This window comes from Rhodococcus sp. IEGM 1306 (assembly GCF_036541985.1).
GTDB classification, from domain to species: domain Bacteria; phylum Actinomycetota; class Actinomycetes; order Mycobacteriales; family Mycobacteriaceae; genus Rhodococcus_F; species Rhodococcus_F qingshengii.
The window spans coordinates 1-25,299 of record NZ_JAZHFF010000021.1 but is presented as its reverse complement, the minus strand read 5'-3'; the positions used below and the strand labels follow the sequence as shown (position 1 = coordinate 25,299).

The window sequence follows — 25,299 nt, the reverse complement described above, 5'->3', positions numbered from 1 at the left end:
GCCATCGGGTTAGATCTTCTCGCTTTCCCTGGTCTGAGACCAGGATCAAGCGTGTCCAACCCGCGGGGTCAAGGCCCTATCTCCACCCCTTCGATCCAGAACTGACAGTCAAGCCGCGGCTACTGCACGAAGATGGGTAGCAACCGACTCGCTCCTTTTCGATGTCGTCGAGAGGTTGGGACGCGGCAGCTCTCCGCCATCCGGCGGCACACAGTGGTTCCGGATGGTTGAAGTTCCGACAATTTCGCGCCACCACCTCTCCCGTTCTTCGGATTCCGTCCACACCACAACATCCATCGCAATCTCCTCCATCACCCCCCGCTTGTTACCCAGATCACATACTCGAGAAACGTGCCGCGCCTGATACACGCGAAGATCGTTCCGACAACGCTCATGTCTCGTGCGCGAGAGAGCGGACTGACCGAGAACGCCGAGCGGGTCGGCCGCTTGAGGTCCCGTAGTTCGGTGAAGGACCTGATCAGCGATCAGTTCACTGCTCGACGGCGCCGGGGAAGGCTTAAGCGGCAGGACACGGCGGTGCAACCAGCGGATTCAGGACGAACAACGCCTGGGACGCGTGTCGCACTACGCGCATTGCCGTGGGCACAAAGGATGAGCGTTGGCCCGATGCCGTCTGCACACCAGTGGTTGGCCTCACCGAGTTTCTCCATGCAAAAGGCCGCTACAACTGGGCTACTTGGTATTTGCACGAATGCACGACGGCATGTGTCTGTCAGCTTGCGTCGTCAGAACGTAGCTACCCAGAAATATGACCAGGTCCCTCGCGGTGCACGACCGCACAAGCTTTCGATGCCGCGATGGGGGCATCGTGCCTCGTGTTCCCAATCGTGATGATCGCCCCGACGATAGGCACTGGCGGCGCAAACCCGTGCCTGTGAGACTGCAGCTCCTATTGCATTGCGTCCGAGTCCTTCGGACGATGAGAACATATTGTCTGCGCTCGACCACCGAGCCTCCTGGCAAGCCAGGGGCTGCCCTCTGGGTCGCTACATGGAGGGCAGCAAATTCAGCGATATCGCCGAACCAGACGGTCTGTGTCCGATCCCAGCGTGCCAGGCCAGTAGGCCGAGAGTCGAGATCGCAGGACTCGTTTGTGGATGATGAGTACTCCTTCCGTTCAGGAAGCGCTCTCGTGGTCTTCCAGTCCGACAGCGAGTCGCAGTTCGCGCAGATCTTTATCGAGTTCGGGGTGCTGCTGGGCGAGTTGTTTCATCAGATCGGCCAGGCCGTCGGCGATGGCGTTCAACTTGTGCTGTACGGCGTCGTCGGATCGCTTCTGTGTGTTCTGCAACAAGGCCACCAAGAGGAACGTGACGATAGTGGTGACGGTGTTGATGATCAGTTGCCAGGTGTCGATGGTGCCGAGAAGGAAGAACGACGGCGCCCAGAGCACCACTATCACCACGCACACTACGAAGAACCATGCCTGCGAGGTGCGTGCACTGACGTAGGTCGCGAACCTATCGAAGACGGAGATGTTCGTCGAAACTTCGGATGGGAGAACTGCAGGGGGCTTCATCGTTAGAACCTCATTCGAATCCGAAACATTGTGCCGATCGTTGCCGCAAACGTCGACGGCGCTCGCTAGTTGTGCTTGGTGAGGCGGGAACGCTGCTTGCTGCGGCGGAGGACAAGTACGAACACCACTAAGAGACCGAGCGCCGCCGCGACGGCTGCAGGCCGCTGCTTTACCCGTTCCACGTCACGCGACACCTCACCCTTAACGCGGGCCGGTACGTTCGCCTTTTCGGCGAGTGCGCCTACGGTTGCGGCTAGAGCGTCACGTTGGGCTCGAACATTGTCGTCGGGTCCGTCTGCGGTAGTGCTCATTTCACGCCCTTCTTTGCAGTAGCGATGTCAGCTTTGACGCTTTCGACGGTCTCTTCCGGAAGTGGTGGCGCCGCGGACTTCGCTCGTTTGGCTCCCACGAGTGCGGTTATTGTTCCGATGGCGATCACGATTGCCGCGACGATCAGAGCTGCAAGCCAAGGTTCGAGGGTTGTGGCCAATCCGAGTACTGCTGCCGCCAGAAGTACCGCGACGCCGTACAGCAGCAGCAGTGCGCCGGAGATACCGACCCCTACACCGAACCGGGTGCTCTTCGTCTTGACTTCGGCTACTGCGTGCGACATTTCGGCCCGTACGAGGTCGGACACCTGCTCGGTGAGGCGCTCGACGAGTTGTACGGTCGACAGTGCGTGCGGGTCTACGCCCTCTGTGTCGACAGTTTTCGGCGGCGCGGTGCTCGGAACGGTTGCCCGGCTATCGGATCGCTCGGTCATGGTCGACGTCCCTTCGTTGTCTTCGCCGCCGTGCGTTTCGCGAAGTTCGCGACCGGCGGCGATATCGTGTGCGTGCAGACGAGCGTTCTTTTCCGAAACGCTGGTGTCCCGAGGAGGCAGCCGCAGGAATTCTTCGGCTTCGATTCCGGCCTGTAACTGCCGGCCGCGTTCGAGTTCCGCGTCAACTTCTGCTCCGAACAACAACGCAAGATTGGTGATCCACAACCATAGGAGGAAGATGACCGCCCCGGCCAACGATCCGTACGTCTTGTTGTAACTACCGAAATGACTTACATAGAAAGCGAATCCGACTGAGGCCACGATCCACACTGCAATAGCGAGTGCTGCTCCGACGCTGATCCAACGAAATTTCGGCTGTTGCACATTGGGAGTCACGTAATACAGCACCGCCACCGCCAACGCGACACAGATCAGAATGACGGGCCACTTCGCAATATTCCACGTCGTCACCGTGCCGTCTCCGATGCCGAGCTGATCACCTAGCGCCTTGGCGACAGGTCCGCTGACGACCAGCATCAAGATCACCGCGGCAACCAACAGAAGTCCTGCGAGGGTGACGACCAGTTGCAGAGGACGAAGTTTCCAGACCGGCCTGCCTTCCTCCACCTCGTACATACGATTCATCGCTCGCCCGAATGCGCCGACATAGCCGGAGGCCGACCACAACGCACCCGCGAGACCGATGATCAATGCGAAACCGGCGGTAGGGGCCGCCACCAGTTGTTCGACGGTGCCACGCATCGTGTCCACGGCCGAGTCCGGTCCGACAGCGGCTACCAGTTCCATCACCGTGTCCACACTGGCACGCCCCTGGCCGACAACTCCCAGCAGGGACACCAGCGCCAGAAGCGCCGGGAACAGTGACAGCACAGCGTAGTACGTCAAAGCCGCCGCCAGATCGGTGCACTGATCGCGAGTGAACTCTCGGGCAGAACGTCGTGCTACGAACTTCCACGACTGCGCCGTCAGGTCGGTCGGATCGGAAGGCTTACGCGCGTCGTCCGCATCAACCGTGTGTGTCACCATGCCCGAGTTGCTACCCAGTGAGCCGGGTGTCGAAACTCGGTCGAGACTCCCCTAGCTTCCGTACTCCTCTCGATCGAGGACAGCGAGCGCCGCAAGTAACCCACGGCTGGAGAGAACTATCGAAGGTGCGACGGACGTTGTGACTGTTCCCTGCTGCACGAGCTTTTCGAGTGCGGTCAATCTTTCACGGGCAAGGGGCAAGGTCGTGACGGAACGATGGTCGGTAGGGTCGTGCACCGGACCTCTTCCCGCATCGGCAAAGGCTATGGCCATCGCTTCGAGCAACTCCGAGACGGCACTTTGCAAACTCCCGTTCTCGTTGAAATCGCCGTCCTCGACGGCAAGGATCAGGCCCATGAGAGGTAGCGCTGCTCGATCGAGTGCTTCGGCGGCCGGGCGAAACAACTCGGATCCTCCTATACGCAACCACCCACGTTTGCGAAAGTTTCCGACCAGGCTGGCTTCACCGTCCATCACCGCGGTCTCCGCGGCAACGGATTTGTTCACCGACAGAGCGCGTTGACGCCATGAACCCTGTGTTCCAGCACTGGCTTTCACGTCCGCGGCCATCTGTCGGAGAATGTCCGCGACTTCATGCGTACGTGCCACCAAGAGGTCTCTGGCGTCGGAGAGATAGTCCGGCGGCACCAACACGGCATTGACCGCGATGCCCACGAATACTCCGAGCACTACGTCACCAATGCGGTGCATCACCAAGTACGGGTTGGTTGCTGTTCCGTACAGAAGGACCAATACGGCGGTGACGGCGACCCAAATCCCGTCAGGCGACAACCGCGGAATGCGGCCGACGAGTATTCCTGCACCCGTTGCGATGGCCAATGCAGCGACGGTCGGAAGGGTCACCGCCGCGACGGCGGCCACAACAACTCCGAGGACGACCACACTGACCTGGCGGGCGGCCACCCGCATCGAGTTCCGCACGGTGTTCCCGATGATGAAGAGTGCAGCGTACGGAGCGAGAAATGCTTCAGGGCTATGAAAGACGCTGTTCGCGATCACCCACGCGATGACTACGGCGACTGCGCCTTTCAGAGCTGTGATCAAGCCTATGCTTTCACATCGCTGAATGAGGGGATGCTCGAGAATTGCTTGCTCCTTAACCTTCTACGGTCGTCCCAAGACTCATCTGAACAGGACCTTGTCCGCTGTTACCGGCAAGTCGCGTACCCGCACACCGGTAGCATCGTAGATAGCATTGACAACAGCGGCTGCTGCCCCGACGATCCCGATCTCGCCGGCGCCCCGCGATCCCATCGGGTTGACGTGTGCGTCAGTCTCGTCGAGCCAGAAGGCTTCGATGTCTTGCACATCCGCGTTTGTGCTGATGTGGTAGCTCGCCAAGTCGTGAGTCATCACGTGGCCGAACCTGTTGTCCCGGAAGCTTTCCTCGTGCAACGCCATCGACAATCCCATCGTCATTCCTCCGATGAGCTGTGAGCGAAGCGTTTTTGCATTGATTGCGCGTCCGATCGAGAATGCACCGAGCATCCGGGGGATCCTGATCTCGCCGGTCTCGCGATGTACGCGCGCTTCCACGAAATGAGCACCGAATGAATGCATGGAGTAAACGTCCTCGTCCGGATTCTCCGGCGTCTCAGTTGTCGTCTCCACGCCGGCAAGGGGAGTGGCGCTGTGTTCCGCGCGGAACTGACGGGCAGCCGCGACGATAGTAGAGCCCCACGACGAGATACCGGCGGAGCCACCGGCAACTGTGGCGAAAGGGAATGTGGTGTCGCCGATTTGGAGCCGAACTTCCTCTATGTGGCATTCGAGAGCATCGGCGGCGATCTGAGTCAGAGCGGTCCAGGTTCCCGTGCCAATGTCGGCCGCCCCGATCTGAACAGTGTAAATTCGATCGGCTCCGAAGACGATGCGCGCTTTCGAACCGGGGTTCGTCATTGCCGGATAGGTTGCCGCTGCCATGCCGGTACCCACCATCCAGTTGCCGTCCGGACTGAGACCACCACGCACCGGACGTCGTCCATCACGCCGACTCCGATCTTTCCACCCGAATCTCTCCGCGCCTGCGTACATGCAGTCGATCAAATTCCGCCCTGACCAAGGTTTTCCGCTCTCCGGATCCACTTCGGGTTCGTTCCGAACACGAAGTTCGATCGGGTCGAGGCCACAAGCTACGGCAAGCTCGTCCATCGCTACCTCGACCGCATACATACCCGGAGTCTCGCCGGGGGCACGCATCCAGAACGGGACTGCAACATCGAGGGCTGCAACCCGGTGCGAGGTAGAGCGATTAGGTGTGGCGTACATGATCCGGGTGGCAACAGCAGTCTGTTCCGCGTATTCCTTGATCTTCGACGTTTGCTCGATTACGTCGTGGGACATCGCCGTCAGAAGACCGTGGGAGTTCGCACCGAGGCGCAGGTGCTGAATGGTGGATGTGCGGTATCCGACGATCGCGAACATCTGCTGCCGCGTGAGCGCGAACTTGACAGGTCGCCCCGCCGTCCTGCGGGCAGCAAGAATCGCTAATACGTTGTGCGCGTGAGGTGATCCCTTCGAACCGAACCCTCCGCCGACATGTGGCGCCACGACTCGCATCTGCTCGAGTTCGAGCCCGAACATGGGCGCCAGGGTCTCGCGAACGACATGAACGCCCTGAGTAGAGTCGTACAGGGTGACGCACGCCCGCCCACCCTCGGCGTCGTCCTCCCAGATTGCAATGCAGGCGTGCGGTTCCATCGGATTGTTGTGTTCGAGTGGAGTGGTGTAGGTCTGATCTATCGTCACATCCGCAGCCACGAATGCCGACTCGACATCGCCGTCGGTCGTGTCGGTCGCGAATCCGTTGACGTCCTCCGGGGCGTAGAGGTCGTCGCGATCGGCTCGTAGCTCACAATCATGAGGGAGTTCGTCGTACTCGACTTGTACCAACCCGGCTGCATGACGGGCTGTCTCGGGTGTTTCGGCAATCACAGCACCGATGAATTGTCCGCGAAAGTGGACGGCTGGGTCCTGGAGTACGGACAGCTCTCGGTCTTCGGTATCCGCCAAGCGTGGGGCATCGAAAACGGTGATCACGGCGACGACACCCTGAAGTGCCTCTGCCAGTTCCGTTTTCATGCTGACGACGCGGCCACGCGCAACCGTCGCCTGGACGGCGTGCAGGTAGGTGGGATTCTCCACGGGATGTTCGAACGCGTAGAGCGCCGTCCCCGTGACCTTCGCGGACCCGTCGAGACGCTCCATCGGATTTCCCAGGTAGCCCGGTTCGATCATCCTCATCACGTCGGCCCTCCGGTGGTGAGTGACCTCAGCACCGAAACCATGACGCCGCGTGTCAGGGGAATCTTGAAAGCATTGCCCGACTGTGGGTTCGCGTTCGCCAACTCGGCATCTGCGGCTTGCACGAACACTTCCTCGGTAGGCGGGGATCCCAGCAAGACCTCTTCCGCCTTGTACGCGCGCCAGGGGCGGTGCGCCACGCCTCCGATGGCGATTCGGGCGCCCGCGACAGTACCGTTTTCGAGTTCGATCTCAGCGGCAACCGAAACCAGAGCGAAAGCGAAGGAGGCGCGATCGCGTGTCTTGACGTACGTCGACAGCGCCGCCGGTGCAGGCACGGGCAGCTCCACTGCAACGATCAACTGGTCGGGTTTCAGAACTGTGTCATGTTCCGGTGAATCTCCAGGGAGACGGTAGAATTCGTTGACAGGAATGTTGTGCTCGCCACGGCGGTCCCTTACGACGACCACGGCGTCCAACGCAGCCAGCGCGACCGCCATGTCGGACGGGTGCACGGCGATGCATTTGTCGGAAGCCCCCAGGATTGCGTGGTAGCGCACGTGGCCGCCGACGGCGGAGCAACCAGATCCGGGTTCCCGCTTGTTGCACGGAGTTGTCACGTCCTGGAAGTAGACGCAGCGGGTAGCTTGCATCAGATTGCCGGCTGTTGTCGCGGCATTACGAAGCTGCCCTGAAGCTCCGGCCAGGAGAGCGCGAGCAAGCACCGCGTATCGGCGGCGGATGACGGGGTGGGCTGCGAGATCGCTGTTTCGAACTGTCGCGCCGATGCGGACTCCTCCATCCGGAAGCATCTCCACTCCGGCGAGGGGCAGCCGACTTACATCGATCACCATGCGCGGGTTGGTCACGCCGAGTTTCATACGGTCGACCAGATTCGTACCGCCTCCGAGAAAGGCGGCGCCGGGGTTTTCAGTCACCAGGGCCAACGCGCCGTCGACATCCTCGGCGCGTCGGTACTCGAACGGCATCACGACTGCACTACCTGTCGAATCGCTGCGACGATGTTGCCGTACGCAGCACAGCGACAGAGATTCCCGCTCATGCGTTCTCGAATCTCGGCGTCGTCCAGATCCGGGTCAGCATCGAGGTCCTCCGTGACATGACTGGGGTGCCCGGCCTTCACCTCGTCGAGCATCCCCACTGCCGAGCACACCTGTCCCGGGGTGCAGTACCCGCACTGGAGCGCATCCTGGTCGAGAAAGGCTTGTTGTACGGCATGCAGACCGTCGTGGCCCGCCAAACCGTTTGCCGTGGTGATCTGTGCGCCGTCCTGTGCCACGGCGAACGTCAAACACGTAACGGCGCGCCGCCCGTCGAGGAGGATCGTGCACGATCCGCACTGCCCGTGGTCACAACCCTTCTTCGGGGACGTCACGCCGAGGCGATCCCGCAGCGCGTCGAGCAGCGTGGTTCGAGTGTCGACCGTCAGGGTGTGGCTGCTGCCGTCTACCATCAACGTGATCTCGGCATCGATTCGCGAAGACTCCATGACGAGCACCTACCCAGCTCCGGATTACTCAAACGGGTAGCGTCACGATCTGACGAGGCGGCGTTTGCAAGATCGCGACTAGATCGCACTCGTACACACCGCCGCTACACCTCACCCGCTTCGGCAGTATCGCGATCTCCCCCATCTGGGACATGTGCTACTTCGTCATATTGGGGAGGTGGGTTCGATCGGCGGTGGGGACTGGCCACGCGGGCCCGCCCCGCCCCTCCAGGAGGGGTCGATCGTTAGATTTTTTTCTTCGAAATGTCGGAGTGAGGGCGGGTTACCGGCTCATGCTGCGCGTCCGATCTGCAGATTGAGCCAGTCCGAGATCCACTGGATCGCGTTGCGGCCAGCGTTGTCGACGACGAGAGAGTTGTAGTTCTGGTGTGCCCCGGAGGCGAAGAAGGACGCTGCGTCGAGCCCCTCCCCTGTTAAGGATGCAAGGTCGTTGGCGCCTTGTGCACTGGCCATGGCGGTCAACGAATTAGCCAGTGCTGAGAGTTCCAGATTCTGTGTCTGAGCGGAATCGGTGGTCGCGGCCGTCGAGGCCTGCTTGCCGAGCAATGTCGGATCAGTCTTCGTAGCTTTGCCGGCGAGCATGTTGACCGCGACCGTGGCGAGTTCGAGTCCGACTGGGACGAGGCCGGTCATGGTGGCTCCGGCCCCGAGCGGGTCGGGGAGCTGTCCTGGCGGTGGGAGCAGCTTCTCGACTGCGGCCCAAGCGGTTTCCTGCACACGGCCGACGAGGTTTGCCAGGTTGATGATGTCGACTCCTCCCAGGATCGACGCGACGAGCGCGGCGACCTGTGAGTAGCCGGACGGATCCGGGATTGCCGACAGGACCTGTGAGACCCATTTCAGATCGACGCCGGCGGCCATCTTCACCAATGGGGAGAACTGGTTGTTCAGATCCCCTGCGACCTTGTGGGCACCGTGGGCGTCGAGCGCTGCGACCTTCTGCGGAAGAAGGTTCAGGTTCGCCAGGATCGCAGGCATATCCAGGGAGGTGAAGCCGGTGGCGACGCCCAGGACTTGGTTGACGACCACTGTGGGTTTGAGTAAGGAGAGGACTCCGGAGGCAGATCCGAGGACGTCACTCGGTGTCGTGGCGAGTGGGGCGATCTGGCGGTCGAGGGTGCCAGCAGCGGTCGACAGGGAGGTCAGGTCCGGAGATGAAGCTGGCAGCGTCGTGGAGCCCTTGCTGGCGAGCGTGCTCGCGGTGTCGGCGATCGCGGTCACTGTCGAGAGCGCACTGCTGAGATCAGATTCTCCGGCCTTGTCTAGAACGTGGCCGGCATTATTTTCGGCTGTTCCGGCGGGAGCTGCAGCGAGCTGCCCGTTCGCCGCAGGATTGGCGGCACCGGAGCCGAGTAGTTCCGCGAGCGGACTGATGGTGTTCGCCAGCGTTCTCGCGCTGGAGGCGACCTTCTCGAGGTCGACTGTGCCGTCCGTCTTCGAGAGTTCACTGGTCAGATTGCCAGTGGCTGTGGCGAGGCTGGGAAGGTCGGCTTGGGAGAAATCCGACGCCAGCGCGGTGGCCAGGTGTGAATTGTCGCCTACCTGGCCGTCAACTCCAGCACTCGGAGCTTTGGTGAGCACTGAACCCAGCGATCCGAGCAGCGGGCTCGAACCTTTTTGGATCGAGCAGTAGAGGTCTTTCGGATCGCAGATCGACGCGACCCGGCCCGAGAGCTTCCCCATGCCCTGCGGCCGCGGATCGGCGATCCCCTTTCCTGACGGCTTCGGGCCGATGACTGCTTCGCCGTTCGTTCCGGAACCGGGATCGGCGAGAAGCCCGACCGCGAGGACTTGCTCTGCCTTGAGGGGGCCGGAGCCGTTGCCGATTTCAGAGGCAAGATCACCTGCGATGTCCGCGCCCTGGGAATAGCCGGTGATGGTGAATTTGGTGTCGGAGCATTTCGTTGCGATCTCGGCGATCACGTCCTTCGCCCTCGTCAAACCATCAGATTTGCTGTCTGCGTAGGTTTTTCCGTTGTCGAAGGCTCGGGCCATGTACGGCAGAGTGTGGACCTGTGCCGCGCTACCGTTCGTGTCCGCGATGCTGTGGGCGATCGGTTTGAGCATACCGACCGCGATCGAGGGATCGGCGTCTTCTGCGGTTTCCCAGGTTCCGGGGATGAACAGGTTGAAAGTCTTCGAGCATCCGTTTGATTGGGCGGACGCAATGCCCGGCGACATCAAAGCGATGGAGGCTGCGACGACTGTTGCCGTCATCAGCATGCATACCGGACGGCGGATGGTCGAACCTAGGAACGGCATGAGAACCTTTCTCTACCAGCAAACACGATGTACCTGTCCGCGCGCGGACAGGCCTGACGCGCCCGATTTCAGGTGAGGGCCGCTATGGTGCTGGACGTATTCACTCCGATCAATGCGCCCTGTGAAGAACTGAGCTGTGCGAGGGCCGGGTGATCCTGCGTCTAGCGCGCACGCCCGAGTCGCCGTTCCTGCGGGCTGAGGTGTCCAGTGGGGGCATGTCCGGTGGGCGTTCCCAGCAGCGCTGGGTAAAGATGGATGGGTGAATGCTCCAGCCGAACTGCCCGCCGACTACGCCCAGCTTCTCGACCATCTCAAGTCGCAAGTTCGGCAAGCGCGAGTTCGCGCCACCCGAATCGTCAACACCGAACTGCTCAGTCTGTATTGGGATATAGGGCACGCGATTGTGCAGCGTCAAGAGGCCGAGGGCTGGGGTTCAAAGGTGATCGACAGGCTCGCCGTCGATCTTCGATCGGCCTTTCCCGACATGCGTGGGTTGTCGCGGACCAATCTGAAGTACATGCGGCAGATGGCGAGCATCTGGGGGCGCGATGCAATTGGCCAACAACCTGTTGGCCAATTGCCGTGGGGTCATGTGACGGTATTGCTCGACAAGCTGGATAACCAGTCCGACCGCGACTGGTATGCATCAACGGCTGCTGAACACGGGTGGTCGCGCAATGTGCTGCAAAATCAGATCAACAGCGGTTTACGGCGCAGGATCGGTGCGGCACCGTCGAATTTTCAGGACCATCTTCCGGCTGAGGATTCCGATCTCGCTCAGCAATTGGTGCGTGACCCGTACGTCTTCGATTTTCTCGACATCACCGAACGTGTCGCGGAGCGGGAGCTGGAGTCCGCGCTGATGCGTCGGCTGGAGCAGTTCCTCCTCGAACTGGGACACGGGTTCGCTTTTGTTGGACGTCAGTACCATTTTGGGGTCGGTGATCAGGATTTCTATATCGACTTGCTGTTCTTCAACTGGGTGCAAGCGAGGTTCGTCGTCGTCGAGTTGAAGGTAGGCAGGTTTGAGCCGGAGTATGTCGGGAAGCTCGGCTTCTATGTTTCGTGGATCGACGACAACCTCCGCAACAAGGACATCCACGCCCCGACTGTGGGAATCTTGCTCTGCGCCGGCCGCAACGACAACGTCGTCCGGTATTCACTTGCCGGGACAACTGCACCCCTCGCCGTAGCCGACTACACCTATGAGACTCTCCCCTCCCAGGTTCGCGATCTCGTTCCTACCGACGACGAGATCGCGGCAGCTGTGGAAGCCACTGTCTCCGAACTCGACTCCCAACTGCCCGTCAAACCTGACAACTCCGGCTGAGAGGCGCCATTCGATTTTCGAACCTGGCCGACATATCCTCTGGTGCCGAGATCGCTACCGGTGTTTCGCACGAGGGTCTGCGAACGCGATGCCTGGTCCCGCCCGGTGCGTCGAGGAGCAGGGGGAGTTCTATGTCCAGTCGATGTGGACGGATTCGATGGAATCGAAGTGAAATCCGAAAGTGTCGCCGTACTGGTCGAATCCCTTGTTTTCCGGGTAATCCATCGTGGCGTGACGTTCGAGGATGGCAACCACCCGGGCATGATCGTCGTTGGCCAAAGCCATGGCGAGTTCGCGTGTTTCGTCGAGACTGAAGGGGCTGTCGGAGTTCGCGAAGTCGAGGGTACGCACTCGGTAGTCGTAGCCTTCTTCGGAACCGTTGCGGACGGACACTCCCCCGCGGACTCGGATGGTGGCCTTTTTGGGTTGTCCGTCGGGTCGTAGGACGCCGGCGCGGTCCATGATGTCGCGTGCTTTGACGTTTTTGAGTTTCTTTTTCGCGTCAGCGCGCAGTTCGTTCGTTTCGCCGGAACGGTAGCGAGAGACCGCTGATCGTGAACGGCCGATTTTCTTTGCGACAGCGTCGATTCCGCCGAGGCGTTCGATGGCGGCTCGCCGCCTGGCGCGTTCGGTGACGTCGGGGTGCGGGATTCGTCCTTGCTGCGCCCAGCGGCGCAGTGTTCGGTCCGAGGGGGGCTTTCTTCCGGCGTCGACAGCTGCTTGCCGTAGGCCTTCTTTGCCGATTTCGGTACGGATCTGGCGTACGGAGACTTTGCTGGTGAGTCCGGCTAATCCCCCACTTTTGACCGATTTCGATTTTTCGACACCGCTGGTCGCTGCTGTCGAGACGGATACGTTGAGTCCGTCCAAGCCGACGGTCTTTTGTGCGGGTTTGGTTGATCGCGGTTTCGGAAGATGCAGGGCCACTATATGTTTCCTTCATCTTCGTCGGTGAACGCAGCTTTGAGTGCGAGGTTGATCTCGTGGGTGTCGCGGGCGTCGGTCAGCATGACGGTTATGTTTTCGGTGAGCGGGGCGCTCTTTTCCAGAGTCATTTTCCCGAGTGCGTCACTGTTGTCTGCGATGTCGATGCCCGGGGGCAGGGGGTAGACCCAGGAGTCGGTGACGGTGCGCAGTGGCCAACGCCCGGTTTCGCGTGCGATGCGCATCGCGACGCGGCGGCCTCGCCAGCGGCAGTGTGCGATGATCGCTGCTCGCCAGAGCGGTTGGTGGTGGTGTTGCATTTGTTTGGCGGTCCACATGTCGGGGTTGACCATTCGGCCGATGTAACCCTTGTAGCAGGCGCCGATGAACCGTTTCATTGCTGTGTCGCCTGTGTCGACGGCAACTTTGCGGGCTTCTCGCAAGATTTTCGCCCACTTGTCGAGGGCTCGACCCTGTTCGGGGTAGACCCAGGCTTCTGCGATGTCGAGGTCGTCGAGTTCTGCGCCGATTCCGCCATCGGCGATGGAGGTTTGCAGTGCGTCGAGGCTGACGGTGGTGATCCAGGTCTGCACAGGTTGGTCGGCGAGCATGTGTGGGTGAGGCAACGGTAGAGCGGGTGGGAGCGCCAGCATGTCACCCGGTGGGAGGGTTACACGCCAGAGTCCGAACGGGGTTTTCGATTGCCGCGCAGCGTCGAGCGCGTTCTCGCCGCGAAGATGTCGAGGTTTTCCGTAGCCGAATTCGAGCATGCCAGCGGAAGCGAGGTACGCAGCTCGTTGGTCTATCGATACCAGTTGTGTTGCGTCGGAAAGTTCTTCGAGGTCCGGGATGCGGGTCCATCCGGCGGCAGGTTCGAGATCTCCGCGGGGTTCGCCGTCCAGCGGTGGGACCGGTCCACCGACAGTGACGACGATTCCTTTACCGCTGCGGGTGCGGTCGCGTTTGATCTTGTCGACGATGGCGGCGCCGGTGCGTGCGGGGGTGGGGCCGGGTAGCACGCCGAGGTGTTGTGCGCACCAGGCGAGTCGGCGTCCCAGTTCGCGGGCAGCGGGGAGGTCGTCGTCGGGGAGGTAGGTTCCGGCGGCCGGTGATCCGAGGATCCCCATGTCCCCCACGCGATTGCCCCATCCGAAGTCTTTGTTCCAGTAGGTCCACACGTAGGGTTCGATGAAAATGTCGACCATGGATGTGAAGTTCCCGGTGGTGCGGGAGAGGTGAACGACGTGGCCGGGTTCTCCGCGGAGTTCCCATCCTGCGGTCAGCATGGGGGTCAGCGTGGCGTGGAGGATCGCGGTGAGTTCTTCGGCAGCGCGGGTGCGGAGGATTTCCATGTCGTCGACATCGTCTTCGCTGCCTGGGTCGATGATCCATCCGAGCATTTCGCAGGCTTCGATTCCGACTATCCAGATCTGTGCCGGTGCGCCCAGCGGGGTGAGCGTTGCCCATCTGATGAGTTTGTCGAGTTTTTCGATGGAATCGACTGGGCCGGTGAGTGTGTGGCCGGATGGTGTGTAGGTGCCGGCTGCTGTGACAATGACGGCGTGGCCGTCTGCTGCCTCGCTGGCGGGAGGAAGGGCGGCCGGTTCAGTTGCGTCGAGTTCTGACGCCTGGGTGGGTTCCGTTTCCATTTCGTTGGAGCGCTCATCCGGAGGGGCGACGATGTCGTCGGTCCGGGGGTGCTCCGCAACCCCGGAATCCGTTTCGAGACAAGCGGTGTCGTCAACGTCGAACAGAGAAGGCTGATCGGGTTCGGGAACTTCGTCCGGACGAGTAGCGGATTCGGGTGGCTCGAGCTCGAATAGCGTGAACTGCTCCCCTTTCTTCAGCGCCATGTTTCATCCTTTCCGTTCACTGTCGTCATCATTCGAGATCGAAGGCGGCGCGCACGGCTATGGACAGTGATTCCTCTTGCGCTGGAAGAAGATAACCGATGATGTTGCCGAGTGCACTGACGGGAATGGTCGTGATGTGGTCGCAACTGACCACGGCGTCGGCGGATAGTCCGTTAGCGGCGCTGACGGACACCTCAGTGGACAGTCCTCGGATCTCGCCGGTGATGGGCGCTACCGTGACGGTCCCGAGGTGTGGACGGACCATCTCTCGGGTGAGTACGAGGACCGGCCGAACTGAGTCGAGGTTGGCTTCATGAATTGGTCGCATCAGGTCGAGCCTGTTGGCAGTCGATTCACAGCGTGGTGAGCGAGGGGGCTCAGATCATGTTCGGATGTTGCGGCCGAGAGGATCTCCGCGTCTCGTGCAGCTATCTGACGGCGACGCTCCCGTTCGAGAGCGCGCAACACTAGAGAGGCTCGCGAGGCGGCGCGATGTTCCCTGACTTCGTCGTCGAGAAATTCCACGATCTCGTCCGGTAGTCGTACCGCGATCTGCGTGCTCATATACTGATGGTACCGAAGTGGGATTCGATTTGGTACCACCATCGCGTGCGAGTTCTGCAACCGATCATTTCAACGGGAGGCAAGGGCCGATGAAGTACTCAGCGGCCCGACGCGGCACACCTTGCCACGCACACGGTTTCCGCTGTCTTCATCGGTCGATCTCTATCTGGTGTTCTTCAGTCTCAGTGACGGTCCCATCGCTGGTGACGTCTCCACATCGGTACGGCTCGGATCGCTGAAATATTCGCTATGAGACAAAGCACTCCGGGGATTCGGCTCTCGATGTCAGGCACTTTGTCACTCCTCTCGACGACGCAACTGCCTCGCTACCGTCGAGGAATTAGCAGTACACCGTGCACACGGTTGGCGACGTCACCGCGAGGAGTCCAGTTCCTCTCCCCTACTCACGACCTCGCCAGCGCGCGGACTACGCATCTGAAATCAAATACGCGTTCACTAAGTCGTCAATGCGTGAAGTGAAATCTCCAGAGTCGCCGAGCACCTGTATGACTTGAACTGCGCCGATAAATCCCGCGCACAGATTCGCGGCCAGGCGCTGGGCGGCAGAGGCGGGAAGCTGTCCGTCTGCGATCGCAGTATCGACGAATCGGCTGACGAGTTCCACCCACTCACGGAACGCGGGTTGGGCGGTATCGAGACCTGCTTCCATGGTGAGCCTGAGGCCGGCTCGGGCCAGGGCATCGTCGGCTATAAGCGCCGCTGAACCGTTGAAGAATACAGCCAACTTCTCGATCGCTGGTATTGCTGATTCGTCGGTTGATTGCCGGGTTCCGCCGAGCGCGGTCAACCAGTGGTTGATGAGTTCTCGCGCGATCGTTTCCTTGGAGTCGAAGTGGAAGTACACGGCTCCTTTCGTGGAGGCAGCCTCCGCAACGATGTCGTTCATGGAGGTAGCGGCGTACCCATCGATCGAGAATGAGCGTGCAGCTGCCTTGAGGATCTTGGCCTTCGTCTCGTGCGCTCGCTGTTGTCGGGGTCGCTGGCGCGGTTCGGGCGGAACGATCAAGTGGTGTCGGTCGTCTGGGTCGGTCAATGCGGGTTCCTTACCTGCAGTCTGTGGGCACTCTGCTGTGGTCAATCCCTCCATGATGATGCAATTCCTGGCGCTCGGGAACCTTGGCGTTGGCAGGTTGCGGCGCTACTCACGTTGTAGTGACGAGTTGGTCGGTGAAGTGAACATCGGAGGCTCGCATGTCGATGAGCGGCGGATTGTCGAAGCCAGCTGCTCGGGCCGCGGTATCGAACTTTTCGTATCGGCGCCACGAGGTCGATGTTGCAACCGGAGGGTTGGACGTCTGGGCGATCAGCTCCCAGGTGAGAGTCGGGTCTGCAAGCTTGCGTCGTGCGGTGTCCTTGACAGCGTCGGGCAGGTCCGATGTGGCAATGAACCATTCGAGTTCGGCGTGCGCCACCGCCTCTGCGTTCGACGGCTCCGGGTCCACTGAAGACCCCGTTTGTTCGGAGGGGCTCGGGCGCGGAGCGCTTTCCGGCGCGTCATGCGTTTCTACGACGCCTAAAGAAGGCTGGGCTCCTACGGCTGTTTCGTTGCGCATGACGACGCTTTGCGTACCAACCGTACCCACACCTGCGGCAGCATTGTCGATCTCGATCTTGTAGTCGGAATATGCAATACCCGTTGCTTTGATCAGGATTCCCAGACCGTGCGTGAAGGCGAGTACGAGCACCGGCGGAATGACCGCGATCATGGCAGCAACGGCCGGGTCGAGAGGCGTGTAGCCGATGCTCTGACCTGCCGCAACGGCCTGTTGCGCAACTGTTGCGGAGTGGAACGCATGGTAGGCGTTCCCGAGGATGCTGATCGCGACCACCGCAACAGCAACAGCAACGTAGAAGTACTTGTCGCGTCGATGCATCTTCAGTTTGCTCAGAATGACGATGGCGACGGTGGAACCGAAGATTGCACTGTCAACGATGACGGGAAAGATCCATGCGAGGTTTTCGGGGATAGTTCCTTGGCGCGCGAGGTCCCGTTGGACCGCGAAGGAGAGGACAAATGCGCCTGCGGTGATCCCGATTGCGATCAAAATCGCGATGAGAAGTGCGGCGATCAGTGCTCCAAGCTGGATCCGCGCTGCGCGCAGACTAAAATCACCCATGATCGGGTTTTCCTTCCTAAAAGGGGTGTTCTCGGTCTGGAGTCCCGCTGGTTGCCGCCGGCGGGACTCCTCCTGGTTTCGGAAGATTTCTTCTGGTCGTACTCCTGCGTTTCGTCCGTTTTGCGTGCGGTGAGGGTCGACAGCGATTTCTAGCGGACATATCCGAGAGTCGACTGATGTTTTTTGCGTCGCACTCAAAGCACGTCGGGGATGTCGTTCCAGCTGCGTGCCTGTTGATCTCAGAGTGACGTGGGGTGGTCTGCAATTTTGCGTGAGAATTGCGTGACTGCAACGGATTGTTCACGCAATTTGCTCCAGGCTTTGCGCTGCCAAGCCTTCCAAGTTCTACAGAACGGACAGTCAGCAGATGAGAGGGACATGGCATTGCGCGCGCAGCAAGGACTTCCCGCCCCGGCGGTTCGCCTCCCGCCCGCACCCGAGAACCGTTCTCAATATCGAGGTCCTTGGAATGTCCCCCACATGTGCCTACTCGGCTGTCGTGCCATGCGCCTCTAATTAGGTCTTCCAGCCGAAACACAAGATGCCCTCGCCCGGGGGCCGAACTCCACAATCAAGAATTAAGACAATCCATCATGCGTGCACGCAGTGCATGCCATGCACGCGAATCTTTTATAGTCCCCTGGCCTTCAAGTATTCGTCCAGCGCAGCCTCGGTCATCGATGCCTCGCTGATTTCGCGATCGCCAGTCTCGTACCGCAATTTGTCGACGCCACGCCGAAGGCGATCCTTCGTCGAAGGTTTGATGCGCGTGTTGTGGGTCATCGACAGCTTCTCCTCCTCATCTTTGCGGGCACTGAGATCCGCTGAAGGCGTTGGTGGCGTAGCTGCAGGTGCCGCGGGGGTCGCGTCTCCCCTGGGCGGACGTTCCGGGATGAGTTCAGCCGGATGTGTCTTACGAATGGCAGGTTCCCGCTTCACGCTCATGCCGGGGCTCCGATCACGATGGGCAACTCAGCGAGCAAGTCACTGTAGGCAAGTTGCAGCGTCAATGCTTTCCCACCCTTGAACTGGTGAATCGGAGTGCGATTCGAGTGCGCGTCCTGGCGGGCCGCGAGTTCCGGGATCGATGTCTTGGCGACGAGTGAGCCGTAGGTTTCCCGTAGCTCGCTCTCTCTGAACTCATGTTCGCCGGTAGACCGTTTACGACTGATCACGATCTTGTCGAATTCCAGCTTCGGATTCGCCCGTTTACGAACGGTGTCGATTGTCTCTTCGAGCTTCTGAACGCCACCGACACTGTCGATTGTGGGTTCAGTGATGGCGACAACGCCATCTGCTGCAATAAGAACCGCGAACAGCACCTTGCCCATATTGGGAGGGCAGTCGAAAAGCACGGCGTCATAAGGAGAAAGGTCGAGCCCTTCGAACGCAACGTCTAGGCGAAACACCAGGTCATTCGACCCATCCGACTCGATTTTGCCGAGCTCTTCGTCTGCGGGAATGAGGTCGACGCCATCCCATGGGGTGGCAATGATCGCCTCGGCTGCAATGCCTTCTCTGGTCTGGTTCATGAGGTGGTAGGCCGTCATCATGCCCTCTTCGAGAGTGACGCCGAGGCCGCCGGTCGTATTGCCCTGTTGGTCCATGTCGACGACAAGTACTTTTCCGCCGACCGCGGTGATGGCGCTGGCAAGCCCGAGAGTGGAGGCCGTCTTGCCTACGCCACCCTTCTGGTTGCCGAGTGCGATTTTGCGTGGCTGCATTGCGGACCTTTCATCGAGGGCGTTGACATTTGCGAGGCGTGCATTGCGTGTAAACAACGCGCTGCATGCAATATGTGCATTGCGTGCTGTGTGCGCAATCCACGCTGTACGTGGGCTGCATGCAGACTGTGCGTGACGGGCAATCCAAGCACTGCATGCATTGCGCGCTAAGTCTGCTTCACTCGCTACACACGCACACTGTGCACTACGTGCGCGCGTAGCATAACACGCATGTCATGCGTGACGTACAAGCCTCGCACTCTGCGCGTGTCATGCACGAGTCGCATCAAGTGCAACCCTTGCGTTCGACGCGTGCAATGCTCGTCACGCGTTCACCGCAACCCGTGCACGTCATGCGCGACACGCTATCCATGCCTCGCTAGCAAACCCCGCATGCTTTGCACACAATGCGTTCCTCGCTAGCCAAGCACTGCGCACATACAACGCATGGCGTGCTCCGCACGCACAGCTAGCGGTGCTACCTCCGCACGCACGCGGTGCTCTGCATGCACACCATACAACGCTCGCAGCGCACGCAGAGCATGCATGACGCGGTATGCAAGGATTGCACGCATGCCATGCGCTGCTAGCAGGACATGCATTGCATGCACCGCACATCTTTCAGTTCTGCATGCAATGCATGCCGACCACGCATGCGTGGACGCGCAAAATAGCAGGTCAATGCACTCATTGCCATCGAACGAATCGAAAAACATCTGCCGTGAGTGTCACACACCGTTGCAAAAGGTCGACCGACCAAGAGCAGCTTGGCTGCCACGATCACCCGATAGCGAGGCGTTCCAGACATGAATCGAAACGTGTGACAGTCCGTCTCGATCAGATTGTCAAGGAAGTCGAAGCGACGCTATTGGGCAGCCAACTGACTAAAGGCGGAAATATAGGGTTCAGCAATCTCCGCTGTGCGCACAGAACAAATTGAGTTGAGTCCCGGATAGTGGTGTAGCGCGGTCGCCGAGATCGTCCCGATGCTGGACGTGGACGCGGCCACCGCGTGATTCTTCAAGAGATCTCTCACAACCACCTTGAAGAGGACACAACGATGACCGCTCCACACATTGTCGACCCTGCAGCTCTGCTTGGCGACGCTCTGGCCGATGCCTCGCCAGATCTGATGCGCAGCCTGTTGCAGACGATGATCAACGCGCTTCTGTCGGCTGATGCCGATGCTGTTGTCGGTGCCGAGTACGGCCGCCCGTCACCTGATCGGACGGCCCAGCGCAACGGATACCGGCATCGACCCCTGGATACCCGAGTCGGCACGATCGACGTCGCCGTCCCCAAACTCAGGGCGGGGTCCTACTTTCCGGAATGGCTGCTCGAGCGTCGCAAACGGGCTGAGACCGCGCTGATCACCGTCGTGGCCGATTGCTACCTCGCCGGCGTGAGCACCCGCCGGATGGACAAGCTCGTCAAGACATTGGGCATCAACAGCCTGTCGAAGTCGCAGGTCTCACGGATGGCCACCGACCTCGACCAGTTGGTTGCGGAGTTCCGTCACCGGCCTCTCGGCGACGCCGGCCCGTTCACCTTCGTCGCTGCTGACGCGCTCACGATGAAGGTCCGCGAAGGCGGCCGGGTCGTCGCCTCGGTCGTTCTGATCGCGACCGGTGTCAACGCCGACGGACGACGTGAAGTCCTCGGAGTGCAGGTCGCCACGTCGGAGACCGGGGCTGCGTGGAACACGTTCTTCGCCGACCTCGTGGCCCGCGGTTTGGCCGGCGTCCGACTCGTCACCAGCGACGCGCACGCCGGACTCAAGGACGCGATCACTGCAAACCTGCCCGGCGCCGCCTGGCAACGGTGCCGCACCCACTACGCGGCGAACCTCATGAGCGTGACCCCGAAGTCGATGTGGCCGGCGGTCAAGGCGATGCTCCACAGCGTCTACGACCAGCCCGACGCACCAGCGGTGGCCGCCCAGTTCGACCGGCTCGTCGACTACGTCGACGACAAACTGCCAGCCGTCGCGGAGCACCTCACAGCCGCCCGTGACGACATCCTCGCGTTCACGACTTTCCCCGAGGGACTCTGGCAGCAGATCTGGTCGAACAATCCCAACGAGCGCCTCAATCGCGAGATCCGCCGCCGCACAGACTCCGTCGGGATCTTCCCCAACCGCGACGCGATCATCCGCCTCGTCGGCGCAGTCCTTGCCGAGCAGACCGACGAATGGGCCGAAGGACGCCGCTATCTCGGCCTCGAAATCCTCGCCAAGTCCCGCCTGACCATCGTCGCAACCAACGACGCCGACATCGACAAGGAGGACATTCCCGCACTCACCGCCTGAACCCGACAGGGTCACGCAGGGCTACACCACTCCCAGGGACTTGACCACAAATTGCTCAACCGTCGCGAGCGGTCCTGCCCAGCCATCCGCCAATGCACCGCCCTTGCGGGGATGGAAGGAACGCGCCAACCTCAACGAGGCGGGCAAGACAGCCTGCCGCTTCAGAAACTTTCTGATGTTCGCACCGGGGGCACTTCAATAGAACCCTGTACCCCTTTGAAGGCCAGAACATATTTCATTCCATCGGGGTCCGAACATCCAGGGCAGAAGGAAGGACTCACGTGAACCGCACGGATGGTGAAAAAACTGAGACATGCGTGGGACGAACAACCGCACTGACCGAGGGGAGGGGGTTCCAATTCTATTGAGAGATACAGCCGACTGACTGCCAGTCGGGGTGCTCATCTAACCCACGAACAACATTGCGGAATCATCTCAGGACACAGCGGGGGCCCGCGGTGAAACGAAAATTCTGCGCGAAAGGTCGGTCGCGGTGTGAACCCGGACGTGTAAGGGAAGGGACGTGTGGAGATCCGGATCAGTCGAAGTTCGGCCGCGACGGAATGACCGAAGCGAGTCCGAGCAGGCACTAACTTTACGTCACAGTGACGCAATTAGGCTTGGGGACGGGGTGGGAAGAATCAGTTCCGTCAGGCTTGATTTCGCCGCTTTGCGAGCAGAACTTTCGGGTGGGTGGGCACATTTCGAATACAGCGACGCATGAATCGCAACGCCGAAACACACGCACTTCTCGACCGAGCGGGGGAGGGGATGGAGACAGCTTCCCGTCCACAAGTATCCCGTGCACGATGCCGGCGCTGCCGTGCCGACGGCTACGAACGACGCAAGGTGGCCCACCGTTTCACGCAACAGCGCTGCCATACATGCAATGCATGCCTTGCAACGCACGCATTGCATGTATGGCATGCGCGACCAGGATGCCTCGCAAAGCATGCGTCACACGCAGTGATCGCACCATGCTCCTCTGCACAAAAAGCCGTTTACCTGCGCAAATAAAGATGCTCAGTCAGGTACATGTCTCGGAGGGATAGACCGATAGACGATCCGAATACCTACGGGCGCGTCTGCATTGGAGGAAACGGCTGTCGTTTCAACCCCTCTCGGATGTTGAACCCGTACCAGCGCGACGTTCTTCAAGCGCAGAGAAGCGGACCGCCAGCCCGCCATTGACTGGCTCGGGCGGGGTCAGTTCTCCGAAAATGGCTGTGGAGCTCCGCGTATTAGATCAAAACATTGTCCTCCGGGTTCTTTGTGTCCCGATCAACGTCGCCATGAGTATTTACACCTGTGGCGATCAGGGTGCTGTGCCACGGATCGCCACACTTCTCGGCAACGCTTGTCGATCATCGTGAGGCGTGTTTTTCGGACGTGTATTGCTTGGCCGGATTGGGGCCAGTAAAGCCTCAATGCTGCTGCTTGCATGTCAGGTGTGCCCGAATGCTGGCTAGGATCTTGGCGCGGTGCTCCGGGTTCGCTGCCATTTTCGTACGTTGAACATGTGAGCTTTCAAGTAATTCTTGTTCCTTCTTTCGCGCCAGGTCGGCCGATTTACGCTGTTCACTGGGCGATTCTCCGGTCCAGTCGATCCCATCGAGCCTGCGTCTGAGGTATGCCAACGGTGAGACCAGGCTTGATCTTGTTGGCCAGATCCACCCCCGGTCTGCTGTGTCTCGGGAAAGCGTCTGTGCGATGTCACGTCCTGTCCATCGCGTCGTATCGATCTTGACATCGCGGAGAAGATCACAGATCGCCCCGATATGTCCGGTCGGTCTGAGAGCCGGCGCATGATTGACGAGTTCGGCTGCAGTCCTCTGAAGTGCCAGAGGCCGCGGTGTGATCCGAGAAGTGCTTCGTTTTTTTGTTGTGAGCTGGGCTCGCGCGTGCGCGCGTTGGTGAGTTCTTCCTAACGGAAGAACTTCAAAAGATAAAAAACCAACACTAGATAGGGTGTCAGTTCCTATCGGCCCTGGTCGACTGCTGTGGGGCTGATAGACGCGATTGACGTCGGGCCTCAGAGAGTTGTGAGCTCTGTGGCGGGTTGCTCTTTCAGAGGCGCGAGACGGTCGCGTCTTGGCGAGTTTGCGGTGAGGTGTCGTTGCCACGATTGTTCGAGGGGATGACAGTGACCATGTCGATGCAGCGCGGTGCTGTTGACCCCCGTGATGGGCTTCAGCAGCCAGAAATTCCAGGGTTTTGAGGTTCCGTCCCCGGACGTGTTCGATGCCCATTCCCAGCGCGATGAGCACTCGCCTGGCGCGATTGACAGAGGATTCGCTGACTTTGGCCCGGGCAGCGATCGTTGATTTCGCTGCGGAGACCCCGCGGCCGGTGTGGGATTCGGCGAAATGTGCGTGAGCTTGTGCCACTGCGTAAGCCTTGTCGGGCTTGATCAGGTTGCGCGCGCACAACGCCTTGCCGGCCGGGCTGGTGGTGTGATGCCGGAATTGGCGGAGCCATTCCCTGCGTGATGTCCACACTGGAACGCGTGCTTGTTCCGTTGGTTCGACAGGTAGGGACCAAGAGCGTCCACGCTGGTAAGTGGACTCGTTGAGTTGCCGTGTAGCGGATTCGAGGCGCGCGATACGTGAGAGAGCATCATCGACTGCCGCTTGCCATTCGTCGACTTCTGTCGATTGAGGAACAGCGGATTGGGTGCCGATGCGCGACACGCCGAAGGTTGGTGATATGGAATGAGTTGGGCTGTATTCAGGGTATGCGCTACCCTGAGACATACCTGCCATAGGTAAGTCCCTTCCAGGGGGATGCAGTACGAGCAGAGAAAGCGCTAACTTTCGAAGCTCACCTCTCGAGAATGTTCGAGAACAGATGTCGGAGAACCTGCCAGTTCTCAGTCGACGTCAAGGACCTGCCAGTCCTTATTTCGCCGCGATGCGGTCCGCTCCCAATCACCCCCTTCGGGGGCCTTTGTGCTTTTCAAGAGGTCTGCGCTGTTTAGTTAGGTATCGGGCACTTCGTTCGTTGTCGGCTAGGGGCGGCCTCCCTGTCTGCGGATCCGCTGTACGCGCGTCACGGCCGCGGTTGTTCGGAAGGTCTGTTCGATCCGGCGGCCGCACATCGGTACCACTGTGGGTACGGTGCTGGCTTGCTCGGATGGGACATTCGGGACGCAGAAGTGTGATCCGAGCGCCGCGAAAGCCGAAATGTGATCTGGACGTGCCAAAAATGACACCGCGAATACGTCCGCGAGTATGGCGGAATTGCGTTTCTGCGATATCATCGAGTAAGCACCGCCTCTTCCTTTCGAGGTAGTGGTGGTCACCGCCTCTTCCTTCACTGGGTTAGTGGTGGTCAGGGAGCTGGGAAGCTCTCACAACCGCATAAACGGACAGCCCCCGATGCCGCCAAGCCCTGGGGGTTGTTCGCTGTCTAGGGGTAGTTCATGCGCCGACCGCAAGCTGCTCGATGCGGCGCAGTGATCCAGCGGCCTCGACCTCAAGCAGTCTCAGCTGGTCCGGATGCAGTTTGTCGATGATGTAGTCCGGTATGTCCAGTCCATGGGTGATGGCCAGTATGAGCACGGAGTAATCCCCAGCAGGGATTCCGAGTTCGGCGGCCCGATCCTCGTACACCTTGTGCTGCTTGAGGGGAGCACGAGTCGCGATGTGTCCGCGAGGTCCCTTGTTGTGCTGTGCCATGAGGAAAGACTAGAACCAATCTGTAACTGATACGGGTAGGCGCGCTTGTTCGGTGTGTCGCGTGTGGTTGATGTTGCCATGGAGTTCTGAGGGATTTTGCGGCGGCCCGCCTCACAGACCGCCGCCGGCCCGACCAGGGAGGGGCTTGACGGACCACCTCTGCGGCTTCGCTGAAGGTGGGGTTTGGGTGCGTTGGCGGTCGGCGGTTCGATGATGGGTCTAGCGTCGGAATCGGGTTCGATTCTTCGGGAGCGGATGGAGATGCTTGGCTCTCATGCTGTCAGACGCCGGGGAGGTGAGATATTGTCAATTCCTGTGGATGAGGGAGTTTCAAGCAACCTCCGATCCAGTGCTTGCGGGCTCGGCCGCCCCGG

19 protein-coding genes are annotated in these 25,299 nt (G+C 60.4%); 2 read left to right on the top strand and 17 right to left on the bottom strand.

Annotated features, from left to right (window positions below; genetic code table 11):
- Positions 1-1,138 precede the first annotated feature (1,138 nt).
- From V3587_RS29515 to V3587_RS29480, 8 genes are all read right to left on the bottom strand, one after another.
- Positions 1,139-1,540 (bottom strand): low affinity iron permease family protein, encoded by a 402-nt coding sequence (locus V3587_RS29515; protein ID WP_019749538.1) that lies wholly within the window; start codon positions 1,538-1,540, stop codon positions 1,139-1,141.
- Positions 1,541-1,605: 65 nt separating this feature from the next.
- Entirely contained in the window at positions 1,606-1,851 is a 246-nt protein-coding gene (locus V3587_RS29510) for a DUF3618 domain-containing protein (protein WP_222671141.1), read from the bottom strand.
- Entirely contained in the window at positions 1,848-3,350 is a 1,503-nt protein-coding gene (locus tag V3587_RS29505) for a YhjD/YihY/BrkB family envelope integrity protein (RefSeq protein ID WP_222671142.1), read from the bottom strand. Before V3587_RS29505 ends, V3587_RS29510 begins: the two co-directional genes overlap by 4 nt.
- Positions 3,351-3,401: 51 nt before the next feature.
- The gene (locus V3587_RS29500; protein ID WP_222671143.1) at positions 3,402-4,415 is read right to left on the bottom strand and encodes an FUSC family protein; all 1,014 of its coding nucleotides are present in this window, start codon (positions 4,413-4,415) and stop codon (positions 3,402-3,404) included.
- A gap of 78 nt (positions 4,416-4,493) precedes the next feature.
- Positions 4,494-6,614 carry a xanthine dehydrogenase family protein molybdopterin-binding subunit gene (locus tag V3587_RS29495; RefSeq protein WP_058036898.1) on the bottom strand — a complete coding sequence of 707 codons (2,121 nt, stop codon included), beginning with the start codon at positions 6,612-6,614 and terminating at the stop codon, positions 4,494-4,496.
- Positions 6,614-7,606: an FAD binding domain-containing protein gene (locus V3587_RS29490; protein ID WP_222671144.1), complete on the bottom strand. Its 993-nt coding sequence runs from the start codon at positions 7,604-7,606 to the stop codon at positions 6,614-6,616. The genes V3587_RS29495 and V3587_RS29490 overlap by 1 nt, the downstream gene beginning before the upstream one ends.
- A complete protein-coding gene (locus V3587_RS29485) occupies positions 7,603-8,124 on the bottom strand; it encodes a 2Fe-2S iron-sulfur cluster-binding protein (RefSeq protein WP_019749532.1) in 522 nt (173 codons plus the stop codon). Before V3587_RS29485 ends, V3587_RS29490 begins: the two co-directional genes overlap by 4 nt.
- Positions 8,125-8,415: 291 nt before the next feature.
- Positions 8,416-10,368, bottom strand: coding sequence for a cutinase family protein (locus tag V3587_RS29480; protein WP_261779181.1), 1,953 nt, complete (start codon positions 10,366-10,368; stop codon positions 8,416-8,418).
- A 298-nt stretch (positions 10,369-10,666) separates the two neighbouring features.
- Between V3587_RS29480 and V3587_RS29475 the strand changes: the two genes are divergently transcribed.
- Positions 10,667-11,737 carry a PDDEXK nuclease domain-containing protein gene (locus tag V3587_RS29475; protein ID WP_283377616.1) on the top strand — a complete coding sequence of 357 codons (1,071 nt, stop codon included), beginning with the start codon at positions 10,667-10,669 and terminating at the stop codon, positions 11,735-11,737.
- A 129-nt stretch (positions 11,738-11,866) separates the two neighbouring features.
- On the opposite strand, the gene V3587_RS29470 is transcribed toward V3587_RS29475, so the two are convergent.
- From V3587_RS29470 to V3587_RS29435, 8 genes are all read right to left on the bottom strand, one after another.
- Positions 11,867-12,664, bottom strand: a complete 798-nt coding sequence (locus tag V3587_RS29470) for a hypothetical protein (protein WP_283377617.1) — start codon at positions 12,662-12,664, stop codon at positions 11,867-11,869.
- Complete coding sequence (locus V3587_RS29465) at positions 12,664-14,514, bottom strand: hypothetical protein (protein ID WP_283377618.1); 1,851 nt, start codon at positions 14,512-14,514, stop codon at positions 12,664-12,666. Before V3587_RS29465 ends, V3587_RS29470 begins: the two co-directional genes overlap by 1 nt.
- A 28-nt stretch (positions 14,515-14,542) precedes the next feature.
- Positions 14,543-14,842, bottom strand: a complete 300-nt coding sequence (locus tag V3587_RS29460) for a type II toxin-antitoxin system PemK/MazF family toxin (protein WP_019749527.1) — start codon at positions 14,840-14,842, stop codon at positions 14,543-14,545.
- Positions 14,842-15,078: a YlcI/YnfO family protein gene (locus V3587_RS29455; protein ID WP_019749526.1), complete on the bottom strand. Its 237-nt coding sequence runs from the start codon at positions 15,076-15,078 to the stop codon at positions 14,842-14,844. The genes V3587_RS29460 and V3587_RS29455 overlap by 1 nt, the downstream gene beginning before the upstream one ends.
- A 427-nt stretch (positions 15,079-15,505) precedes the next feature.
- On the bottom strand, positions 15,506-16,132 hold the full coding sequence (locus V3587_RS29450) for a TetR family transcriptional regulator (RefSeq protein ID WP_241896179.1): 627 nt from the start codon (positions 16,130-16,132) through the stop codon (positions 15,506-15,508).
- 109 nt (positions 16,133-16,241) lie between these two features.
- Positions 16,242-17,216 (bottom strand): DUF2637 domain-containing protein, encoded by a 975-nt coding sequence (locus tag V3587_RS29445; RefSeq protein WP_019749524.1) that lies wholly within the window; start codon positions 17,214-17,216, stop codon positions 16,242-16,244.
- Between the two features lie 630 nt (positions 17,217-17,846).
- Positions 17,847-17,999 carry a hypothetical protein gene (locus V3587_RS29440; protein ID WP_007733689.1) on the bottom strand — a complete coding sequence of 51 codons (153 nt, stop codon included), beginning with the start codon at positions 17,997-17,999 and terminating at the stop codon, positions 17,847-17,849.
- A 158-nt stretch (positions 18,000-18,157) separates the two neighbouring features.
- Complete coding sequence (locus V3587_RS29435; RefSeq protein ID WP_007733691.1) at positions 18,158-18,940, bottom strand: ParA family protein; 783 nt, start codon at positions 18,938-18,940, stop codon at positions 18,158-18,160.
- A gap of 1,060 nt (positions 18,941-20,000) precedes the next feature.
- Here V3587_RS29435 and V3587_RS29430 point away from each other — a divergent pair.
- Complete coding sequence (locus V3587_RS29430) at positions 20,001-21,248, top strand: IS256 family transposase (protein ID WP_030538129.1); 1,248 nt, start codon at positions 20,001-20,003, stop codon at positions 21,246-21,248.
- Between the two features lie 3,419 nt (positions 21,249-24,667).
- Here V3587_RS29430 and V3587_RS29425 read toward each other — a convergent pair.
- Complete coding sequence (locus V3587_RS29425; protein WP_007733695.1) at positions 24,668-24,925, bottom strand: hypothetical protein; 258 nt, start codon at positions 24,923-24,925, stop codon at positions 24,668-24,670.
- Positions 24,926-25,299: the final 374 nt, after the last annotated feature.

Coding starts and splice junctions, on each gene's coding strand:
- V3587_RS29515 (WP_019749538.1), bottom strand. CDS start 1,540: ATGAAGCCCCCTGCAGTTCTCCCATCCGAAGTTTCGACGAACATCTCC.
- V3587_RS29510 (WP_222671141.1), bottom strand. CDS start 1,851: ATGAGCACTACCGCAGACGGACCCGACGACAATGTTCGAGCCCAACGT.
- V3587_RS29505 (WP_222671142.1), bottom strand. CDS start 3,350: ATGGTGACACACACGGTTGATGCGGACGACGCGCGTAAGCCTTCCGAT.
- V3587_RS29495 (WP_058036898.1), bottom strand. CDS start 6,614: ATGAGGATGATCGAACCGGGCTACCTGGGAAATCCGATGGAGCGTCTC.
- V3587_RS29485 (WP_019749532.1), bottom strand. CDS start 8,124: ATGGAGTCTTCGCGAATCGATGCCGAGATCACGTTGATGGTAGACGGC.
- V3587_RS29480 (WP_261779181.1), bottom strand. CDS start 10,368: ATGCTGATGACGGCAACAGTCGTCGCAGCCTCCATCGCTTTGATGTCG.
- V3587_RS29465 (WP_283377618.1), bottom strand. CDS start 14,514: ATGGCGCTGAAGAAAGGGGAGCAGTTCACGCTATTCGAGCTCGAGCCA.
- V3587_RS29460 (WP_019749527.1), bottom strand. CDS start 14,842: ATGCGACCAATTCATGAAGCCAACCTCGACTCAGTTCGGCCGGTCCTC.
- V3587_RS29455 (WP_019749526.1), bottom strand. CDS start 15,078: ATGAGCACGCAGATCGCGGTACGACTACCGGACGAGATCGTGGAATTT.
- V3587_RS29445 (WP_019749524.1), bottom strand. CDS start 17,216: ATGGGTGATTTTAGTCTGCGCGCAGCGCGGATCCAGCTTGGAGCACTG.
- V3587_RS29440 (WP_007733689.1), bottom strand. CDS start 17,999: ATGACCCACAACACGCGCATCAAACCTTCGACGAAGGATCGCCTTCGG.
- V3587_RS29435 (WP_007733691.1), bottom strand. CDS start 18,940: ATGCAGCCACGCAAAATCGCACTCGGCAACCAGAAGGGTGGCGTAGGC.
- V3587_RS29430 (WP_030538129.1), top strand. CDS start 20,001: ATGACCGCTCCACACATTGTCGACCCTGCAGCTCTGCTTGGCGACGCT.
- V3587_RS29425 (WP_007733695.1), bottom strand. CDS start 24,925: ATGGCACAGCACAACAAGGGACCTCGCGGACACATCGCGACTCGTGCT.